The 19,233-nt window shown below is 69.1% G+C and carries 17 protein-coding genes and 1 pseudogene; 12 read left to right on the top strand and 6 right to left on the bottom strand.

Annotation, left to right across the window (positions count from 1 at the left end):
• Window positions 1–196: 196 nt before the first annotated feature.
• On the bottom strand, window positions 197–415 hold the full coding sequence (locus AB8P05_RS25670; RefSeq protein WP_472760961.1) for a hypothetical protein: 219 nt from the start codon (window positions 413–415) through the stop codon (window positions 197–199).
• A 276-nt stretch (window positions 416–691) separates the two neighbouring features.
• Here AB8P05_RS25670 and AB8P05_RS25665 point away from each other — a divergent pair, with 276 nt between their 5' ends.
• The 10 genes from AB8P05_RS25665 to xdhC all read left to right on the top strand — a co-directional run bounded on the left by AB8P05_RS25665 (window position 692) and on the right by xdhC (window position 10,768).
• Window positions 692–883, top strand: coding sequence for a type II toxin-antitoxin system CcdA family antitoxin (locus AB8P05_RS25665; RefSeq protein WP_472760960.1), 192 nt, complete (start codon window positions 692–694; stop codon window positions 881–883).
• On the top strand, window positions 880–1,200 hold the full coding sequence (locus tag AB8P05_RS25660; RefSeq protein ID WP_472760959.1) for a CcdB family protein: 321 nt from the start codon (window positions 880–882) through the stop codon (window positions 1,198–1,200). The genes AB8P05_RS25665 and AB8P05_RS25660 overlap by 4 nt, the downstream gene beginning before the upstream one ends.
• Entirely contained in the window at window positions 1,197–1,907 is a 711-nt protein-coding gene (locus AB8P05_RS25655; protein ID WP_472760958.1) for a DUF2161 domain-containing phosphodiesterase, read from the top strand. Before AB8P05_RS25660 ends, AB8P05_RS25655 begins: the two co-directional genes overlap by 4 nt.
• 96 nt (window positions 1,908–2,003) lie before the next feature.
• The gene (locus AB8P05_RS25650; RefSeq protein WP_455174663.1) at window positions 2,004–2,630 is read left to right on the top strand and encodes a MarC family protein; all 627 of its coding nucleotides are present in this window, start codon (window positions 2,004–2,006) and stop codon (window positions 2,628–2,630) included.
• 192 nt (window positions 2,631–2,822) lie between these two features.
• Window positions 2,823–4,220, top strand: a complete 1,398-nt coding sequence (locus tag AB8P05_RS25645) for a cytochrome ubiquinol oxidase subunit I (protein ID WP_472760957.1) — start codon at window positions 2,823–2,825, stop codon at window positions 4,218–4,220.
• Between the two features lie 5 nt (window positions 4,221–4,225).
• Window positions 4,226–5,245 carry a cytochrome d ubiquinol oxidase subunit II gene (gene cydB / locus AB8P05_RS25640; protein ID WP_472760956.1) on the top strand — a complete coding sequence of 340 codons (1,020 nt, stop codon included), beginning with the start codon at window positions 4,226–4,228 and terminating at the stop codon, window positions 5,243–5,245.
• Between the two features lie 62 nt (window positions 5,246–5,307).
• A complete protein-coding gene (locus tag AB8P05_RS25635; protein ID WP_472760955.1) occupies window positions 5,308–5,967 on the top strand; it encodes a hypothetical protein in 660 nt (219 codons plus the stop codon).
• 124 nt (window positions 5,968–6,091) lie between these two features.
• Complete coding sequence (gene xdhA / locus AB8P05_RS25630; RefSeq protein ID WP_472760954.1) at window positions 6,092–7,564, top strand: xanthine dehydrogenase small subunit; 1,473 nt, start codon at window positions 6,092–6,094, stop codon at window positions 7,562–7,564.
• The gene (gene xdhB / locus AB8P05_RS25625; protein WP_472760953.1) at window positions 7,557–9,941 is read left to right on the top strand and encodes a xanthine dehydrogenase molybdopterin binding subunit; all 2,385 of its coding nucleotides are present in this window, start codon (window positions 7,557–7,559) and stop codon (window positions 9,939–9,941) included. Before xdhA ends, xdhB begins: the two co-directional genes overlap by 8 nt.
• The gene (gene xdhC / locus AB8P05_RS25620) at window positions 9,938–10,768 is read left to right on the top strand and encodes a xanthine dehydrogenase accessory protein XdhC (RefSeq protein WP_472760952.1); all 831 of its coding nucleotides are present in this window, start codon (window positions 9,938–9,940) and stop codon (window positions 10,766–10,768) included. Before xdhB ends, xdhC begins: the two co-directional genes overlap by 4 nt.
• Window positions 10,769–10,961: 193 nt before the next feature.
• Here the strand turns inward: xdhC and AB8P05_RS25615 are convergent, their stop codons facing one another.
• The 5 genes from AB8P05_RS25615 to AB8P05_RS25595 all read right to left on the bottom strand — a co-directional run bounded on the left by AB8P05_RS25615 (window position 10,962) and on the right by AB8P05_RS25595 (window position 17,503).
• Window positions 10,962–11,861: an OmpA/MotB family protein gene (locus tag AB8P05_RS25615; protein WP_472760951.1), complete on the bottom strand. Its 900-nt coding sequence runs from the start codon at window positions 11,859–11,861 to the stop codon at window positions 10,962–10,964.
• Window positions 11,848–12,699, bottom strand: coding sequence for a motility protein A (locus AB8P05_RS25610; protein ID WP_472760950.1), 852 nt, complete (start codon window positions 12,697–12,699; stop codon window positions 11,848–11,850). Before AB8P05_RS25610 ends, AB8P05_RS25615 begins: the two co-directional genes overlap by 14 nt.
• Window positions 12,700–12,810: 111 nt before the next feature.
• Window positions 12,811–14,067: a hypothetical protein gene (locus tag AB8P05_RS25605; protein ID WP_472760949.1), complete on the bottom strand. Its 1,257-nt coding sequence runs from the start codon at window positions 14,065–14,067 to the stop codon at window positions 12,811–12,813.
• 75 nt (window positions 14,068–14,142) lie between these two features.
• Window positions 14,143–15,639, bottom strand: coding sequence for an L-piperidine-6-carboxylate dehydrogenase (gene amaB, locus AB8P05_RS25600; RefSeq protein ID WP_472760948.1), 1,497 nt, complete (start codon window positions 15,637–15,639; stop codon window positions 14,143–14,145).
• Between the two features lie 205 nt (window positions 15,640–15,844).
• Window positions 15,845–17,503 (bottom strand): thiamine pyrophosphate-binding protein, encoded by a 1,659-nt coding sequence (locus AB8P05_RS25595; RefSeq protein ID WP_472760947.1) that lies wholly within the window; start codon window positions 17,501–17,503, stop codon window positions 15,845–15,847.
• A gap of 128 nt (window positions 17,504–17,631) precedes the next feature.
• Here AB8P05_RS25595 and gcvA point away from each other — a divergent pair, with 128 nt between their 5' ends.
• Both gcvA and AB8P05_RS25585 read left to right on the top strand, forming a co-directional pair.
• Window positions 17,632–18,531 (top strand): transcriptional regulator GcvA, encoded by a 900-nt coding sequence (gene gcvA, locus AB8P05_RS25590; protein WP_472760946.1) that lies wholly within the window; start codon window positions 17,632–17,634, stop codon window positions 18,529–18,531.
• A 53-nt stretch (window positions 18,532–18,584) separates the two neighbouring features.
• A pseudogene (locus AB8P05_RS25585) lies at window positions 18,585–19,091 on the top strand (glycosyltransferase family 2 protein); the annotation flags it as partial.
• Window positions 19,092–19,233 lie beyond the last annotated feature (142 nt).

Below are 19,233 nucleotides of genomic sequence, written 5' to 3'. Positions count from 1 at the left end.
GCGGCCATCTACGGTCCGGGCACCAACATCCCGAAGGCGGCGTCCGACATCCTGGGCATCCTGCGCAAGCAGAAGGCGGCGGCGTGATGAGCGGAAGCGGGAAGAGCGAAGGCTCTTCCCGCTTTTGTGTCAGGCGGCGGGGGGCCCTTTGAAATTTGACGGGGTGATGCGCGGTAGAGGCATCGCCCCGTCGCTTTCAGTGATTCCAATCCAGTTCCCGGATGGCTTGCCGCCGCTCCTGCATGGTCAGTTCAGTTCTGTAGCGCCGTGGATTGCCGCACATCCAGCAACTGCACACTGCCATATTGTCGGCGACCTTCTGCGGAATGTCGGCCCAAGGGAGAATACGCCGAACCTTTGCGACCATACGGGCACGCTCATGCCGGCGGCGCGCCCGCGTCATGTCTTTAGACATCTTGCCTCTCCAAGCTGATGCCCCGGCGCGTCCCGTCCAACATTGAACGGCGCTGCCGGGGCTATCGTGGCTTGGGAGGAGATGCGACCGAATTCGTCATGCCGGGATTGTAGCATTGGGTCGGGGCGGCGTCACGCTCTCGTTCCCGAAGTTGGAATGTGTCGGTCGGAACTCCGAGGATTTCGAACTGAGAGACCATCCAGCTGGTCACGAACTGGACAGGATAATGCTGCGTCACTATCCTCAGTATGGTGACGCATGGTCGGGAGCCGTTCGATGTCCAGGATAGATCCAGCCAAGAAGAATGAGCATCCCGTTTCCGATACGCTGGAAAACGCATCCTGCGTGTCGTCCATGGATGCCGAAAAGAAGAAGTGGATGGAAGACAATCGGGCGGCGTTTGCAGCCTACGATGCGTTGGTGGACCGGCTTGGTCTTTTCGGTGAAGAGTACCGGAACTTCGAATGAGATTTCTCGACGTTTGCCTCAATCCGGCAGCGAAGGGAAGGAAAAATCACCCCATTCCCTATCTCCTAATCGTTCAGGGTGATTATGTCGGTATCGATAGAACCCGTGTGGTCGTTCCGTTGATCCGGTCGTCCGAAGTTGAAGCTCCAATTTCCAAAATCATGCCCTCGATCATGGTCGGGAACGAGCAATTCGTCGTCGTGACGCCGCAGATCGTCGCTTTGCCTGTTGCGCAAATCGGCGCTGTCGTCGCGTCCGCATCCGACGCCCGTTCCGACATCCGCCGCGCCATCGACGTCCTGACAGGCGACTTTTGACCGTCACCGCCGAAACCGACCTCTACGCGCCGGTCAAAGCCTTCCTCGAAGCCCAGGGCTATGACGTGAAGGCGGAGATCCATGGCTGCGATCTCGTCGCCACGCGCGGTGCCGAGCCGCCGGTGATCGTCGAGCTGAAGAAGCGCTTCACGCTCGACCTCGTGCTGCAAGGGGTGGACCGGCTGGCGGTCAGCGACAGCGTCTATCTCGCCGTGCCGCAGCCGGGGCGCAAGGCAACCGGGCCGTCGCCGCTGGACCCCGATGTCAAGAAGCTCTGCCGCCGGCTGGGGCTCGGGCTGCTGATGGTCGATCCGGGGCTGGCGGAGGGGCGGCGGGTCACCGTGCTGCTCGATCCGGTTCCCTATACCCCTCGCAAGGACAGGAAGCGCACGCACCGGCTGCTGGGGGAGCATGCCCGGCGGGTCGGCGATCCCAACCGCGGCGGCTCCACCCGGGTCGCCATCGTCACCGCCTATCGCCAGGATGCGCTGCGCATCGCCCGCATGCTGCGCGACGGGCCGCTGACCGTCGCGGCGCTGCGCAAGGCGGGGGCGCCGAAGGATGTCGGGCCGATGCTGTTGCGCAACGTCTATGGCTGGTTCGAACGAGTGGGGCGCGGCACCTATGCGCTGACCCCGGCCGGCCTGCAGGGGGTCGAGGCGTTCGCCCATGCGCTGGCAGTCCCCTCCCCCCGGGGAGAGGGTTAGGGTGAGGGGGATATGCCCGGTCCGGAGGTGACACCCCGCACCGCCAAGCCTATGATTGATGCACCCAATCCACGATCACCTAGGCTGGAGCCCGCTTTGTCGGACTACATCAGCAATCTCGTCGTCTTTTTCGTCGTCGTCGATCCGCCGGGGCTGGTGCCGCTGTTCATCGCGCTGACCCGCGGCTTCGATGAGCGGCACAAGCGGATCATCGCGCTGCGCGGCACCGCCATAGCCTTCGTGGTGCTGGTCTTCTTCGCCTATTTCGGCAAGGTGGTGCTGCAGACCCTGTCCATCGAGATGCCGGCCTTCCGCATCGCCGGCGGGGCGCTGCTGTTCTGGATCGCCTTCGAGATGCTGTTCGCCAAACGCTCCGAACGGAAGGAGCGGGATACCGGCGAGGCGATGACCGACGAGGACGCCCACGACATCGCCGTCTTTCCGCTGGCGGTGCCGCTGATCGCCGGGCCGGGCGCCATCACCTCCATCCTGCTGCTGATGGACCGCACCGGCGGCACGGTGGCGGGACAGGTCAGCGTGCTGGGCGCGGCGGCGACGGTGATCGGCGGGGTGACGCTGATCCTGCTTGGCGCCGACCGGGTCGGGCGGCTGCTGGGCCGCACGGTGATCCACACGGTCAGCCGTGTTCTGGGCATCGTGCTGGCGGCGCTGGCGGCGCAGACGATCATTTCCGGCATCACCGCGGTCTATCCGCCCCACTGACCGCCACCCCAGACCTCGATGCCCAATCACTCCGTATGTCCCACCAATACCTTGTGCTGTCGGGTTTAAGCCTGAAAGACTAGTCCCCCTTTCCGCGCCAGTCGCACACTCTACATGGCCTCCTGCCACACCGGCGCCGGGCTTCCCGCCGGCGCAAGCGGATCATCGCGCCCAACAAAAGAGGCGGCGGCCATGGAACTCGATCCATTGATTCTGTCGCGAATTCAGTTCGCGTTCACGATCTCCTTCCACATCCTTTTTCCCAGCTTTACGGTCGGACTTGCCTGCTGGATCGCGCTGCTGGAAGCGCTTTGGGTCGGCACCGGCAAGGGCATCTACCGCAGCCTGTCGGAGTTCTGGACGCGGATCTTCGCGCTGTCCTTCGGTCTGGGCGTCGTGTCCGGCATCGTCATGTCCTATCAGTTCGGCACCAACTGGAGCCGCTGGTCCGACACGGTGGGCAACGTCCTGGGCCCGCTGATCCAGTACGAGGTGGTGACCGCCTTCTTCCTGGAGGCCGCCTTCCTCGGCATCATGCTGTTCGGGCGCGACCGGGTGCCGCGCGGCATCCACCTGATGGCCGCCTGCCTCGTGGCGCTGGGCACGCTGCTGTCCTCCTTCTGGATCCTGTCGGCCAACAGCTGGATGCACACGCCGGCCGGCTTCGAGATCCGGGACGGCCGCTATTTCGTCACCGACTGGTGGCAGGTGGTGTTCAACCCGTCCTTCCCCTACCGCCTCGCCCATATGGTGACGGCGATGTTCCTGACGACCAGCTTCGTCGTCGCCGGCATCAGCGCCTTCTATCTGCTGAAGCGCCGCCATTTCGACCATGCGAAGCTGGGCCTCGGCATGGCGCTGGCGCTGATCACCGTGCTGGCGCCGCTGCAGATCTTCCTGGGCGACGAACATGGGCTGAACACGCTGAAACACCAGCCGGCCAAGATCGCGGCGATGGAAGGCAATTGGGAGGGCGGGCCGCGCGCGCCGCTGGTCCTCTTCGCCATTCCCGACGTGAAGAAGGAGACCAACCACTGGGAGATCGGCATCCCCGCGCTGTCCAGCCTGATCCTGACCCACGACTTCAACGGCAGCGTTCCCGGCCTGAAGCAGTTCCCGGCGGACGAGCGGCCCGACCCGCGCATCATCTTCTGGACCTTCCGCCTGATGGTCGGCATCGGCCTCCTGATGCTGGCGGTGGCGGTGGTGCATCTGGTGCTGCGTTTCCGCGGCCGTCTCTACACCAGCGACTGGTTCTTCCGCGTTCTGGTCGGCTGCATGCCGATCGGCTTCATCGCCATCCTGTCCGGCTGGTTCACCACCGAGATCGGGCGACAGCCCTGGGTCGTCTACGGCCATATGCGCACGGCCGACGCGGTGACGCCGTCGCTGACGACGGAGGCGGCGCTTGTCTCGCTGCTGTCCTTCGTCGTCGCCTACACGATCATCTACGGCGCCGGCACCTATTACCTGATCCGCCTGCTGCGCACCGGTCCGACCCTTGTGCATGACGCCAAGCAGCCGCCGGAGGCGCAACGGCCCAAACGGCCGCTGTCCGCCACCGACCAGTCCATCGAACCAGCGGAGTGAGCCCCATGCAGGAGATTGCGGAAGGAAGCGTTCTGACCCTGATCTGGGTCGGGATCGTCGGCTTCGCGGTGTTCATGTATGTGCTGATGGACGGGTTCGACCTGGGCATCGGCATCCTGTACCCGTTCGCACCGACGGAGGAGGACCGCGACACCATGATGAACACGGTGGCGCCGGTCTGGGACTTCAACGAGACGTGGCTGATCCTGGGCGGAGCCGGGCTGTTCGCGGCCTTTCCCATCGCCTATGCCGTGGTTCTGCCGGCGATGTACATCCCGCTGCTGGTCATGCTGATCGCGCTGATCTTCCGCGGGGTGGCGTTCGAATTCCGGTTCAAGGCGCGGGCCGGCCGGCATTGGTGGAACCGCTCCTTCTTCTTCGGGTCGCTGCTGGCGACCTTCGCGCAAGGGGTCGTTCTGGGGTCCTTCATCCAGGGCATCCCGGTGGAGGGGCGGCAGTTCGCCGGCGGCATGCTGCATTGGCTGTCCCCCTTCGCCCTGTTCTGCGGGGCGGCGCTGGTGGTCGGCTATGCGCTGCTGGGGGCGACGTGGCTGATCTGGCGGACCATCGGACCGCTGCAGGACTGGTGCTATCGCATGGCGCGGATGTTGATGCTGGTGGTTCTGGCAGGCGTCGCGGTGGTCAGCCTGTGGACGCCCTTCCTGCTGCCACAGATCGCCGAGCGCTGGTTCTCCATGCCCAACATGATCCTGCTGTCGCCGGTGCCCATCGTCACCGCGGTGCTGGCCTTCGCCCTGTGGCGGGCCATCGAGAACAGCCGGGAGGTGGCGCCCTTCGTGCTTTCGATGGCGCTGTTCGCCCTGTCCTACCTCGGCCTCGCCATCAGCCTGTGGCCGCACCTGATCCCGCCCGGCGTCACCGTCTGGGAGGCGGCCAGCCCGCCGGAGACGCAGGTGTTCCTGCTGGTCGGCATGGCCTTCCTGATCCCGTCGATCCTGGGCTACACCTTCTATTCCTACTGGGTGTTCCGGGGAAAGGTGACGGGCAGCTTCGGTTACCATTGAGCGGAGGCGGCGCCCCGTCCTAAAACGGGCCGGAGTTCGAGGCAAGCGGAAGGGTTGGGGCCATGGATATCGACATCAGCTTTGCCGAGGCGATGCTGCGCCGTGGCGCCGGCCTGCTGGAAGCGGAAGCGGGAGAGGCGGGAACGGATCCTTTCGCCGTGCTGGCCCGCCTGTTGGCCGCCGCTGCGGCGACCGACGCGCCGCTGGTGGTGCTGAGCGAGGGCGGCAGCCATCCCGCCCTGTTCGACGAGGCCGCCCGCCGCGCCGGGGATCCGCTGCCCGCCCGCCTCGCCGGACTCGCCGCCACCCGCCAGGGCGAGCGCGCCACGATGTACGAATTCGACGGCACCGGGGCGCTGACCGGCAACCGCATCGTCGCCGCCCTGCTGCGGCCGGAGGAGCGGCCCGACCTGCTGCATGTCTACATCGCCGTCGGCCGGCTGCGCGGCGGAGAGGCGCAGATCACCGTGCCGCCGGCGCTTCTGCGGTTCGACGCCGCGGCGCTGGGCCAGACGCTGGGACTGCTGGGCGATGCGGTGTCGCGCAGCACGAACGCCGCCACCGCGGCGCTGGCCCACGCCGCCGCCATCCTGCCGATGGAGGGTCACGAGCAGGGCGGCATGCCGGCGGCGCTGCTGGACCTCTACTGGCATGCGCTGACCCTGGCGTCGGTGCGGGCGGATGGCGGACTGGCGACGATGACGCCGGAGGGGAGTGCGTGAGGGTCGGCGTGTGCCCCCTCCTTTGCAAATCATTTGAAACTCTTTCCCGCGCTGCCGATCTGGTGACAGAGTTAACGTCAGTGAAATACTGCGTCACATCGTCACCAGTTCATCGGGAGCAGCCATGCGCCAGCGCCTCCGCTTCTATCTCGGCGACGAGCTTCGGGAGATCGACGCGGTCGATCCGACCCTGACGGTGCTGGACTGGCTGCGGCTGTCGGAACGGCGGGTCGGCACCAAGGAAGGCTGTGCGGAGGGCGATTGCGGCGCCTGCACCGTGGTGGTCGGGCGGCTGGACGGCGACACGCTGCGCTATGAGGCGGTGAACGCCTGCATCCGCTTCCTTGCCACGCTGGACGGCTGCCGGCTGCTGACGGTGGAGCATCTGAAGGGGCCGGACGGCGCGCTGCACCCGGTGCAGCAGGCGATGGTCGATTGCCACGGCTCGCAATGCGGCTTCTGCACGCCCGGCTTCGTCATGTCGCTGCTGGCGCTCTACCTGAACGAGGAGCGCCCGGACGGCCAGCGCATCGACGACGCGCTGGCCGGCAACCTGTGCCGCTGCACCGGCTATGAGCCCATCGTCCGCGCCGCCCACGCCATGTACGAGATCGGTGACAGGACGACCGACCGCTTTGCCGACCGCGAGGCGTGGACGGAAAAGCTGACGGCCCTGCGGGACGAGGAGATCCTCAGCGTCGGCGCCGGCGGGCGGCGGTTCCTGGCGCCGGCCACGGTGCCGCAGCTGGCGCAGCTCCTGCTCGACAATCCCGGCGCCACCATCGTGGCGGGGGCGACCGATGTCGGGCTGTGGGTGACCAAGTTCCAGCGCGTGCTGGCGACGGTGATCTATACCGGCCGGGTCCGCGACCTGCGGCGGATCGAGGATCGCGGCGATGCGCTGGTGATCGGGGCCGGCGTGACCTACAGCGACGGGGCGGAGCGGATCGCCGCGCTCTATCCCGATTTCGGCGAGCTGATCCGCCGCATCGGGGCGGAGCAGGTGCGCAACATGGGCACCATCGGCGGCAACATCGCCAACGGCTCCCCCATCGGCGACACGCCGCCGGCGCTGATCGCCTGCGGCGCCACCCTGCGCCTGCGCCGTGGCGGCGAGACGCGCGAGCTGCCGCTGGAGGACTTCTTCATCGAATACGGCAAGCAGGACCGCCGCGAGGGCGAATTCGTTGAGGCGGTGATCCTGCCCAAACCGGCGGCGGGGGTGCGCTTCCGTGCCTACAAGATCGCCAAGCGCTTCGATCAGGACATCTCCGCCGTCTGCGGCGCCTTCCGCCTGACGCTGGACGGCGAGGGGCGGGTGGCCGACATCCGCATCGCCTTCGGCGGCATGGCCGGCACGCCGAAACGCGCCAGCGGGGCCGAAGCGGTGCTGCTCGGCCGCCATTGGACCGAGGAGACCGTCACCCAGGCGATGGACGCGCTGGCCGGCGACTACACGCCGCTGAGCGACTGGCGGGCCAGCGCGGGCTATCGCTCCATGGTGGCCGCGAATTTGCTGATGAAGCTGTATGTCGAGACCAGCGACCCGACGGCGGACACCCGTCTGGTCGGCGACCGGAGGCTTGCACATGCCTGACGTGACGACCCCAATCGTGCCTGCGGCCCGGATCGAGGGCGCCGTCCACGACTCCCGCCGGCACGAAAGCGCCCACAAGCATGTCAGCGGCGAGGCGGTCTATGTCGACGACATCGCCGAGCCGGCCGGGCTGCTGCACGTCTATCTCGGTCTCAGCAGCCGGGCGCATGCGTGCATCCGCTCCATCGACCTGTCGCCGGTCCGGCAGGCTCCGGGCGTGGTGGCGGTCCTCACCGCCGAAGACGTGCCGGGGGTGAACGACATCGGCTGCATGGGCAAGCATGACGAGCCGCTGTTCGCCTCATCCCTGGTCGAGCATGTCGGCCAGCCGATCTTCGCCGTCGCCGCCGAAACCCGCGATCAGGCCCGCCGCGCCGCCAGGCTGGCGGTGGTCGAGTATGAAGAGCTGCCGGCCGTCCTGACCATCGCCGCCGCCCGCGACGGCGAGCGGACGCTCGTCACCCCGCCGATGACCTTGCGGGTCGGCGATGCCGATGCTGCGCTGGCCGCGGCGCCCCATCGGGTGGAGGGGCGGCTCGCCATCGGCGGGCAGGAGCATTTCTACCTGGAAAGCCAGATCGCCATGGCGGTGCCCGGCGAAGATGGCGAGGTGCTGATCCATGTCTCCACCCAGCATCCGACGGAAGTGCAGCACATCGTCGCCCATGTTCTGGACCTGCCGGACGCCGCGGTGACGGTGGAGGTGCGGCGGATGGGCGGCGGTTTCGGCGGCAAGGAGACGCAATCGAACCTGTTCGCCGCCTGCACCGCCCTGGTCGCCAGGCGCACCGGCCGGGCCGCCAAGCTGCGCCCCGACCGCGACGACGATTTCCAGATCACCGGCAAGCGCCATGACTTCGAGATCGACTATCGCGTCGGCTTCGACGACAGCGGGCTGATCCAGGGCGTGGACATGCTGTTCGCGGCGCGTGCCGGCTATGCCGCCGACCTGTCCGGCCCGGTGACCGACCGCGCGCTGTTCCATGCCGACAACGGCTATTTCTATCCGGCGGCGCGGTTGGAATCGCTGCCGCTGAAGACGAACACGGTGTCCAACACCGCCTTCCGCGGCTTCGGCGGGCCGCAGGGGATGGTCGCGGCGGAACGGGTGATCGACGAGATCGCCTTCGCGCTGGGCAAGGACCCGCTGGAGATCCGCAAGCGGAACTTCTACGGGACCGATGCCGAGGGAGGGGACCGCAACCTGACGCCCTATCACCAGACCGTCACCGACAACATCCTGCCGCAGTTGATCGCGCAGCTTGAGGACAGCAGCGGTTACTGGACGCGCCGGGAGGAAATCCGCGCCCTCAACGCCACCAGCCGCATCCTGCGCAAGGGGCTGGCGCTGACGCCGGTGAAGTTCGGCATCTCCTTCACCGCCAGCCATTACAATCAGGCCGGCGCGCTGGTCCATGTCTACACCGACGGCAGCATCCAGCTGAACCATGCCGGCATCGAGATGGGGCAGGGGCTCTACACCAAGGTCGCCCAGGTGGTGGCGGAGGAGTTCCAGGTCGACATCTCCACCATCCGCCCGACCGCCACCAGCACCGGCAAGGTGCCCAACACGTCGGCCACCGCGGCGTCGTCGGGCTCCGACCTCAACGGCAAGGCGGCGCAGGCGGCGGCCCGGACCATCAGGGAGCGGCTGGTCGCCTTCGCTGCGGAGAAGTGGGACGTGTCGCCCGACGCGGTGCAGTTCGGGCGCAACCGGGTGCGGGTCGGCGACCATGACATGAGCTTCGCCGATCTGGTGCGCGCCGCCTATATGGCGCGGGTGCAGCTGTCGGCCACCGGCTTCTACAAGACGCCGAAGATCCATTGGGACCGCGCGGCCGGGCGCGGCACGCCCTTCTACTATTTCGCCTATGGCGCGGCTTGCGCCGAGGTGACGGTGGACACGCTGACCGGCGAATATGTCGTCGATCGGGTCGATATCCTGCATGATTGCGGCCGCTCGCTGAACCCGGCCATCGACAGGGGGCAGATCGAGGGCGGCTTCATCCAGGGCATGGGCTGGCTGACCATGGAGGAGCTGTGGTGGGACGGGCAGGGGCGCCTGCGCACCCATGCGCCCAGCACCTACAAGATCCCGGCCTGCTCGGACCGCCCGCGCGTGTTCAACGTCGCGCTGCTTGAGAATGCGCCGAACCGCGAGGACACCATCTTCCGCTCCAAGGCGGTGGGCGAACCGCCCTTCATGCTGGGCATGTCGGTGTTCCACGCCCTGTCGGACGCGGTGGCGAGCGTCGCCGGGCACCGGGTGTGCCCGCGTCTGGACGCGCCGGCCACGCCGGAGCGGGTGCTGAGCTGCATCGCGGCGCTGCGGGAGCGGGTGGGCGTTTCCCGGGGGCAAGCAGAACCCCAACCATGACCGCACTCTCCGCCACCCTCTCCGACTGGCTGTCCCGCGGCGCACCCGCCATTCTCGTCACCGTCGCCGAGGCGCGCGGCTCCACCCCGCGGGAGGAGGGGGCCGGGATGCTGGTGGGGCGGGAGACCTGCGTCGGCACAGTCGGCGGCGGACGGCTGGAATGGACGGCCATCGCCGCCGCGCGGCGGATGCTGGAGGACGGAACCGCCGCCGAAACGCTCGACCTGCCCCTGGGGCCGGCAACCGGGCAGTGCTGCGGCGGGCATGTCGTGCTGCGGCTGGAGCGGGCCGACGGCGGCACCGCGGCCGCCCTGCGGGAACGGGAGAGCCGGGCGTTGGCGGCGTGTCCCAGCCTGCTGCTGTTCGGCGCCGGCCATGTGGGGCGGGCGATGGCGACGGCCTTCGCCCCGCTGCCGCTGCGCCTGACCTGGATCGACGGCCGGGCGCAGGAATTTCCCGAGGCGATCCCGGCAGGCGTGGAGCGCATCCTGACCGACAGCCCGCTCGATGCGCTGGCGGGCGCCCCTGCCGGTGCTGGCTATCTGGTGCTGACCCACAGCCATGCGCTGGACTTCGAGATCGCCGAGGCGGCGCTGCGCCGGGGCGACGCCGCCTATGTCGGCATGATCGGCTCGGCAACGAAACGCGCGAAGTTCGAGCGCTGGTTCCGGGCACGCGGTCGCGATGCGAGTGCGCTGGAGCGTCTGACCTGTCCCATCGGTGCGGCGCTGACTGCCGACAAGCGGCCGGAGGTGATCGCAGCCCTGGTGGCGGCCGAACTGCTGGTGGCGTTTGCCGACCCATCCCGGCAGCTTTTGTCTTCCTAAGGCGGCAAGCGGAAAGGCCCCGCCCCGCCTTCCCCCGGAGGAAGGGGAAGGGGCGCCTGGATGCTCCCGTGGATTGCTCCCGTGGGGCGGCGCCGTGGGGGGTGGAGGGCAATGCGTCAACCAGATCGACCACCGGATCCCAGCATAACCCCCTTCGTTGCGTTGCGGCATTGCGTCAAATCAAACCCTGCCCCTATGGAATCGCCCGGCCGGGGCTTTGCGCGGCCGGACGACCATCGCCATGGCCCTCCGGAAGGCCGTCGGCCTGGATGGTGATGGCGACGCGGCGGTTGCGCGCCATCGATGCCGGATCTGTTCCGGTGGCGAGCGGCCGGGTGTCGGCGAAGCCGACCGCCGACAACCGGTCCGGCGGCAGGCCGAGGTCGATCAGCCGCCGCACCACGCTGGCCGCCCGCCCGCCCGACAGCTCCCAGTTGGAGGGGAAGCGGCGGTTGCCGATGGGCGTGGAGTCGCTGTGCCCTTCAACCACCACCTCGCCGCGCGTCGCCGTCAGGGTCGGGGCCAGCCGGCGCAGCAGGCCGTCGCCGCCCGGCGTCAGGTCCGCCTGTCCGGGGGCGAACAGGATCCCTTCGCCGATGACGATGCCGACCCGGTTCTGCCGCACGTCGACTGCCACGCTGGGCGGCACCCCCAGCTTCGCCAGGGTATCGCGCCACTGTGCCGCCACCCGGTCGGGTGCGGTCACCGCCACCTCCCCGTCGTCCAGGCGCGGGCGCGCATCGGGCGGCGCTGGTTCGGCCGGCGCGGCCGGTGCCGGTTCGTCGAACAGGGGAGCAAGCGGCGCCTCCGCCTGGACGGCCACGGCGGGGCTTTCCGGCTGCGGCGTGGTCGGCAGCTGGTCCTTCACGCTGGTGATCGCCAGCAGCATGACGAACACCGACAGCAGCAGCGTGACGAGGTCGGAGTAGCTGAGCAGCCAGATCTCCTGGTCGTCCTCCGCTCCGGCCTGCGGCGGGCCGCCGGCCGCCCCGAGGCCGGTCCCGACCCCGGTCATCCAGGTCGGGGACGCGAGATCCCGCGCATCGTCCGGAGAGAGGGCGCCGTCCGGGGGCCTGTCGTCACGAGGTGCCATGGAGTTCGTCCCCGCGCTCGCGCACGAATTCGGCCAGCGCGTCGGCGATCACCGTCGGCGAGCGGCCGAGCCGCACCAGGATGATTCCCTCCAGCAGCACGTTCAGCATCGCCACCCGCCGCGCGGTGCGCTGTTCCAGCTTGATGGCGATCGGCTTGAAGACGAGGTTGGCCAGCACGACGCCATAGAGCGTCGCCACCAGCGCCACCGACATGTGTTCTCCCACCTGCGCGATGGTGGCGGTGCCCAGCTGTGCCATCATGCCGATCAGACCGACCAGCGTCGCCAGCAGCCCGAAGGCCGGGGCCAGCCCGGCCAGCGTGCGGAACAGGCGCGACTGCACCGATTCCCGCTCGATCAGCTTCTGGATGCGCCAGTTCATCACATGCAGGATGTCGTTGACCGGCGTGCCGTCGGCGATCAGCTGCAGACCCAGCCGCAGGAACGGGCTGCCGGCCCTGGTCCCCTGTTCCTCCGCCCGCTGGATTTGGCTGCGCTGGTAGAGCCGGGCGAAGGCCACCAGCTCCGCGATGTCGGCGGCGATGGACTCGTCCTCCCGGAAGATGGCGCGGAGGGCGGCGAGGGCGGCGCGCAGCTCGCTCGCCCGGAAGGCCATCAGGGCGGAAACGGCGATGCCGCCGGCGATGATGACGGCCCCGGTCGGGTTCCACAGCACCCCCATCCCATGGCCGAGGCCGATGTAGGACAGGAGCGCGACCGCACCGAGAAGTCCGACGGCCGTGGCGTTCAGCAGGCCGGTGGAACGGGGCGATGCCGCAGGGCGGGCGGGTTTGGCGGGCGCTTGGCCGGGCGTTTGGCCGGGCGTTTGGATGGACATCCGACGCCTTCGTCTTTCATTGGCATTTTAATCATTAGGAACCCGTAATGACCGGCTGTCAATCGGGGGTGGCGGGTGTCTGGCCTGACCTCGCCAGCCATCCTGCGGCGGTCAGCCGCGCCCGAACAGGCGGCCGAGCAGGCCGGGATGCGGGGGCGGTGCGGCTTCCGCCGTTTCGGCTACGGCGGGCTCTTCCGGTTCCTCCGCCACGGGGAGTTGCGACCTTTCGGTTGGGTGCCGGGGAGCGGCGGCGGCGGCATCCGCCGCGCGGCCCTGGAACAGGCTGACCCCGGCAGTGCGTCCGGTTTCCAATGCCGCGGGTTCGTCGCAGCGCCAGAGGACCAGCCGTTCGGTCCCGAACCGGGCGACGGCGGCGGCCAGCAGATCGGCCGCACTGGCGGTCCCGCGGATCCACTGCGTTTTGATGAATGCGGGTTCCAGCCCGCCCAAATCCAGCCCGCCCAGCGCCGTCATCGGCACATGGTCGAGCGCCACGGCGAAGCCGGCATCGGCCAGCCGCCCGGCCGCCGCGGCCACCCGTGCCGGGGCGAGGGAGAATTCCCAGCAGGGAAGCTCGGCGGTGATCCGGCCGCGCATCTCCGCCGGGATCGAGCGCGCCAGATCGTCGAAGCCGTCCTCCAGCACGGTGGCGGTGTGCAGGTCGATGGCGAAGGGGCGGGGATCCTGGCCGCGGTCGCGGGCGATATGGCGCAACAGCCCGCGGTCGAGCCGCACCGCCACCTCGTGCCGCAGCCAGGAATCGCGGCGGAGCGACAGGGAGAGGCGGGATTCCAGCTCCTCCAGCGACACGGCCAGTTCCGTGGTGACGACCGCCGGGCCGTCTTCGGAGAAGGACCAGACCGGCTGTTCGCGGACGATGCTGTCGATGTCGGCGCCGTGCAGGACCCGCTCCACCTCCAGCAGATGGGCGAGCGCCGCGGTCGGCGCGCGTTCCGCCGCTTCGCGCAGGGCGGCGGTGGCGTCGTTGGGGAAGAGGTCGGCGAACAGGCGCTCGGCGTCCGTCGCCATATCGTAGCTGGCGGTGCGCAACGTGCCGAAACCGTGGGACAGCAGGGTGTGCGCCAGTGCCCGTGCCCCGGCGTCGAGCAGCGGGGCGGCCTCGGCCGGGGCGAGGACCAGCAGGCGGGGACCGGCGAGCCGGAACACTTCGCGCGGCCGGCTGCCCAGCCAGCTTTCCAGATAATGGTCGAGAGTCATGGCAAAGCGTGGATCGCCGCCATGCTCGATCCCGCGCAGGTCGGCCAGCAGGGCCGCCAGCGGTTCCGGCGCCGCCCGCAGGGACTGCAGGCGTGCCAGAAGCGTATGAGCCGCCGCATCCGCCATCGCCCCATGCTCCCGACCGTTCATGGCGGAAGTGTCGCGCCAGGCGGGGCCGGTCGCAAGGGGCGATGACGCCGCGGGGTGGTGTGCCTCAGCCGTCGATCAGCCCATGATCTCGAACTTGATGCCCTGGGCCAGCGGCAGCGCGGAGGAGTAGTTCACCGTCGCGGTCTGGCGGCGCATGTAGGCCTTCCAGGCGTCGGAGCCGGACTCGCGGCCGCCGCCGGTCTCCTTCTCGCCGCCGAAGGCGCCGCCGATCTCCGCACCGCTGGGACCGATGTTGACGTTGGCGATGCCGCAGTCGGACCCGGCGGCCGACAGGAAGCGCTCCGTCTCACGGACGTCGGTGGAGAAGATGCAGGAGGACAGGCCCTGCGGAACCGCGTTCTGCAGCGCGATGGCTTCCTCCAGCGTGTCGTAGGTCAGGACATAGAGGATCGGCGCGAAGGTCTCGTGACGCACCACCTCGGTCTGGCCCGGCATCTCGACGATGGCCGGCGTGACGTAGTAGGCGTCGGGGAAGCGGTCGGTCAGCGTGCGCTCGCCGCCGCTCACCGTGCCGCCCTCGGCCTTGGCGGCCTCCAGCGCGCGCTGCATCGCCTTGAAGGCGTCGGCATCGACCAGCGGGCCCATCAGCACGCCGGACTCCAGCGGGCTGCCGATCGGAACGGAGGCGTAGGCCGCCTTCAGGCGCGGCAGCAGCTGGTCCTTGACCGAGCGGTGGACGATCAGCCGGCGCAGCGTGGTGCAGCGCTGGCCGCAGGTGCCGACGGCGGAGAACAGGATGGCGCGCAGCGCCATGTCGAGGTCGGCCGACGGTGCCACGATCATGGCGTTGTTGCCGCCCAGCTCCAGGATCGAGCGGCCGAAGCGCTCCGCCACCACCTTGGCGACCTCGCGGCCCATGCGGGTGGAGCCGGTGGCCGAGACGATGGGGAAGCCGGGGTGGGCGACCAGCGCCTCGCCGATCTCACGGCCGCCCTGGACGACCTGGGACAGGTTGGCCGGCGCATCGCCGAAACGGGCGACGGCGCGCTCGAAGATCACCTGGCAGGCCGCGGCGGTCAGCGGGGTCTTCTCCGACGGCTTCCAGACGACCGGGTCGCCGCAGACCAGCGCCAGCGCCGCGTTCCACGACCACACCGCCACCGGGAAGTTGAAGGCGGAGATGACGAGGCAGGGGCCGGCCGGGTGCCAGGTCTCGCGCATCGAGTGGCCCGGACGCTCCGAGGCGATGGTCAGGCCGTAGAGCTGGCGCGACAGCCCGACGGCGAAGTCGCAGATGTCGATCATCTCCTGCACTTCGCCCAGGCCTTCCTGGTAGATCTTGCCGGCCTCCAGCGAAACCAGACGGCCGAGATCCTCCTTGGCGGCGCGCAGTTCCTCGCCCAGCAGGCGGACCAGCTCGCCGCGGCGCGGGGCCGGCACGGAGCGCCATGCCTCGAAGGCGCGGGCGGCGTTGGCGACGATGTCCGACACCTGCGACGGAGCGGTCTCCGCCACCGTGGCGAGCGTGGCGCCGTCGACCGGCGACCGGGCGGTCAGCCCGGCTCCGCTGGAGGTCAGGCCGAAACGGGAGAGGATGTCGCTGTGCTGCACCGGGGTGGCTCCTTGGGTCAAAAAGCGAGGCGTTAGATGTTCCCTCTCCCGCCCCGGGAGAGGGAAGGGGCCCGCCGCGAAGCGGTGGGAAGGGTGAGGGGAGTGCAAGGAACCATGCGGTTCCGGATTCTTGGTCGCCCCCTCACCCTCCCCACTTCGTGGGGCCCCTCCCTCTCCCGGGACGGGAGAGGGTAAGTTTCCTAAATCACGTCCCCTTTCCCGCCGCACGGATTTCGGAAAGCGTCCGGCTGGGGGTCAGGGCTTCGGGGTCGAGCTTGATGTGGATGATCGCCGGCAGGCCGGACGCGCGGGCGCGTTCGAAGGCCGGGGCGAACTGGTCGGTGGTCTCCACCGTTTCGCCATGGCCGCCATAGGCGCGGGCGAAAGCGGCGAAATCTGGGTTCTTCAGCTGCGTGCCGGACACGCGGCCGGGATATTCGCGCTCCTGATGCATGCGGATGGTGCCGTACATGCCGTTGTCGACGACCAGCACGATGACGGCGGCGCCTTCCTGCACGGCGGTGCCGAACTCCAGACCGGTCATCTGGAAGCAGCCGTCGCCGGCGAAGCACAGCACGTCGCGGGTGCGGTGCTGCAGCTTGGCGGCGATGGCGGCGGGCAGGCCGTAACCCATCGAACCGCAGGCCGGCGCCACCTGGGTGCCGAACCGGCGGAAGCGGTGGAAGCGATGGATCCAGGTGGCGTAGTTGCCGGCGCCGTTGGTGAAGATGGCGTCATCTTTCAGCCGGTCGTCGAGCCACGCCATGATGCGGCCCATCTGCACCTCGCCGGGACCGGCGTCGGGCGGCGTGCTCCACGCCTCGTAGGCGGCATGGGCGGCTTCGGCGCGGGCGGCCCAGCCGGGGTTCGCCGCCAGGGTGAGGCCGGCCATCGCCTCCAGGAAGGCGGCCGGCGTGGCGACCATGCCCAGCGTCGGGCGATGGACGCGGCCGATCTCCTCAGCGCCGGGGTGGACATGCACCACCGCCTTGCCGGGATCGGGGATGCCGAGCAGCCCGTAACCCTGCGACGGCACTTCGGAGAAGCGGTCGCCCAGCAAGATCAGCAGGTCGCTGTCCTTGACCAGCGCCGTCAGCTTCGGGTTGATGCCCAGCCCGATGTCGCCGGCATAGAGCGGGTGGCAATGGTCGAACAGCATCTGGCGGCGGAAGGTGACCGCCACCGGCAGCGACAGCCGCTCGGCGAAGTCCCGGAGCGCGGCGACAGACTCCTCGGTCCAGCGGGAGCCGCCGACGACCAGCAGCGGCCGTTCCGCCTTGCCCAGCAGATCGCCGAAGGCGGCCACCTGGGCCGGCGTCGGCGCGCTGTCCACCGCCACGGCCAGCGGGGCCGCGGCCACGTCCGCGGTCTCGGTCAGCGTGTCCTCCGGCAGGGCCAGCACCACCGGGCCGGGGCGGCCGGCCATCGCGGTGTGGAAGGCGCGCGAGATCATCTCCGGCACACGGTCGGCGCTGTCGATCTCCGCGACCCACTTGCACATGCCGCCGAACAGCTTGCCGTAATCGACCTCCTGGAAGGCGTCGCGGCCGCGCATGCCGCGCTCGATCTGGCCGACCAGCACGACCAGCGGCGTCTCGTCCTGCTGGGCGACATGGATGCCCGACGCGCCGTTGGTGGCGCCGGGGCCGCGGGTGACGAGGCAGACGCCGGGGCGGCCGGTCAGCTTCGCCTGCGCCTCCGCCATCATCGCAGCACCGCCTTCGTGACGGGCGACGACCATCTCGATCGGGCTGTCGTGCAGGGCGTCCAGCACGGCGAGATAGCTCTCGCCCGGAACGCCGAACACCCGCCGCACGCCCTGCGCCTCCAGCGCCTCGACGATCAACTGACCACCGGTCTTCATCGCGATGCCGCCCCGCCCTGCCTGTGGGAATTGTTCCGGATCTCCAGGATACCGACCGTGCCGCGCCCGGCGCCAGGGTGCAAACGACTTTCTTTCCACAGGTCATGAGCTTTGGTAATGAAGCGGTCATGGATCTGCAGCGCCGCCTCCTCCCCTCCATGAGCATGCTGACCGCCTTCGAGGCGGCGGCCCGCACCGGCAGCTTCACCGCGGCGGCGGCGGAGCTGTCGCTGACGCAAGGGGCAGTCAGCCGGCAGGTCAAGGCGCTGGAGGACCAGATCGGCACCCCGCTGTTCACCCGCAAGGGCCAGCGGGTGAGCCTGACCCCGACCGGGGCGCTCTATGCCGACCCGATCCGCGACGCGCTGCGCCAGATCGCGGCGGCCACCGTGCGGACCATCGCCGCACCCAAGGGCGGCGTGCTGAACCTTGCCATCCTGCCGACCTTCGGCACGCGCTGGCTGGTGCCGCGGCTGCCGGCCTTCCAGGCGGCGCACCCGCAGGTGACGATCCACTTCACCACCAAGCTGGCGCCCTTCGACTTCCGCCTGCACGACCTGGACGCCGCGATCCATTACGGCTTCGGCGACTGGCCCGACGCCGTCTGCGACCATCTGCTGGACGAGGAGGTGCTGCCGGTCTGCTCCCCCGCCTTCCTTGCGGCGCATCCGGTGGCGGAGCCGGCCGACCTGCCGGCGCTGCCGCTTCTGCACACCAGCACCCGCGCCGACGCCTGGAACCAGTGGCTGTCGGCCCAGGGCCTTGCGCCCCGTCCCGGCGCCGGCATGGTGTTCGAACAGTTCGCCACCACCGCCCAGGCGGCGGAGGCCGGGCTGGGCGTGGCGTTGCTGCCGACCCTGCTGGTCCGCGCCGAGCTTGAGGACGGCACCCTGGTCCCGGCCATCGACCGGCCGCACCGCAGCGCGCGTGCCTATTACCTGGTCCACCCCCGCGGCAAGGCCAACCACCCGCCCTTCGCCGCGTTCCGGCAGTGGCTGCTGGCGGAGGCGCGCGGATGTGCAGTATGATCCTAAGGCGCTTCCATGCTTGGTTGTGCCGATTCCATTTCGAGGATTGTTGAATGGCTCCGCGCGTCTCGGTTCTGCTGCCTGCCTGGAACGCGGCGGCGTATGTCGAGGAGGCCGTGGAGTCGATCCTGGCCCAGACCTATGGTGACTTCGAGCTTCTGGTGCTGGACGACGGATCGACCGACGGGACGGCCGACCGGGTGCTTGCCATGGGGGATTCGCGGCTGAAGGTCTTCCGCAATCCGGTGCAGCTCGGCCTGTCGGGCATCCTCAATGTCGGGCTGGCGCTGGCGGAGGGGGAATTTGTCGCGCGCATGGACAGCGACGACATCTCGGCACCCGATCGCCTGGCGCTGCAGGTGGCGGTGTTGGACAGCCGGCCCGAGGTGACGGTCTGCGGCGCCGATCTGGAGATGTTCGGCGACGACACCGGGGCGAGCGACGCCCCCGTTGCCGATTGCGACATCAAGGCGCTGTTCCTGGAGGCGGCGCGGAACATCTATGACCCGACCTCCGTGTTCCGCCGCGACTTCGTCATGAAGCATCGGATCCGCTGGAACCAGGCCTATGTGTCCGGCGGTGATCTTGCCTTCTGGATCGATTGCATGCGGGCCGGCGCCGTTTTCACCAACGTGAAGAAGCCCCTGCTGCGTTACCGCCGTTACCCGACGGCGCTGTCCCGAAACGCCGCCGGCACGGCGT

It is taken from the genome of Azospirillum sp. VT-I1, assembly GCF_055698305.1.
Note: the sequence above shows the minus strand (reverse complement) of the source record. Positions and strands in the feature narration are given on the sequence as shown.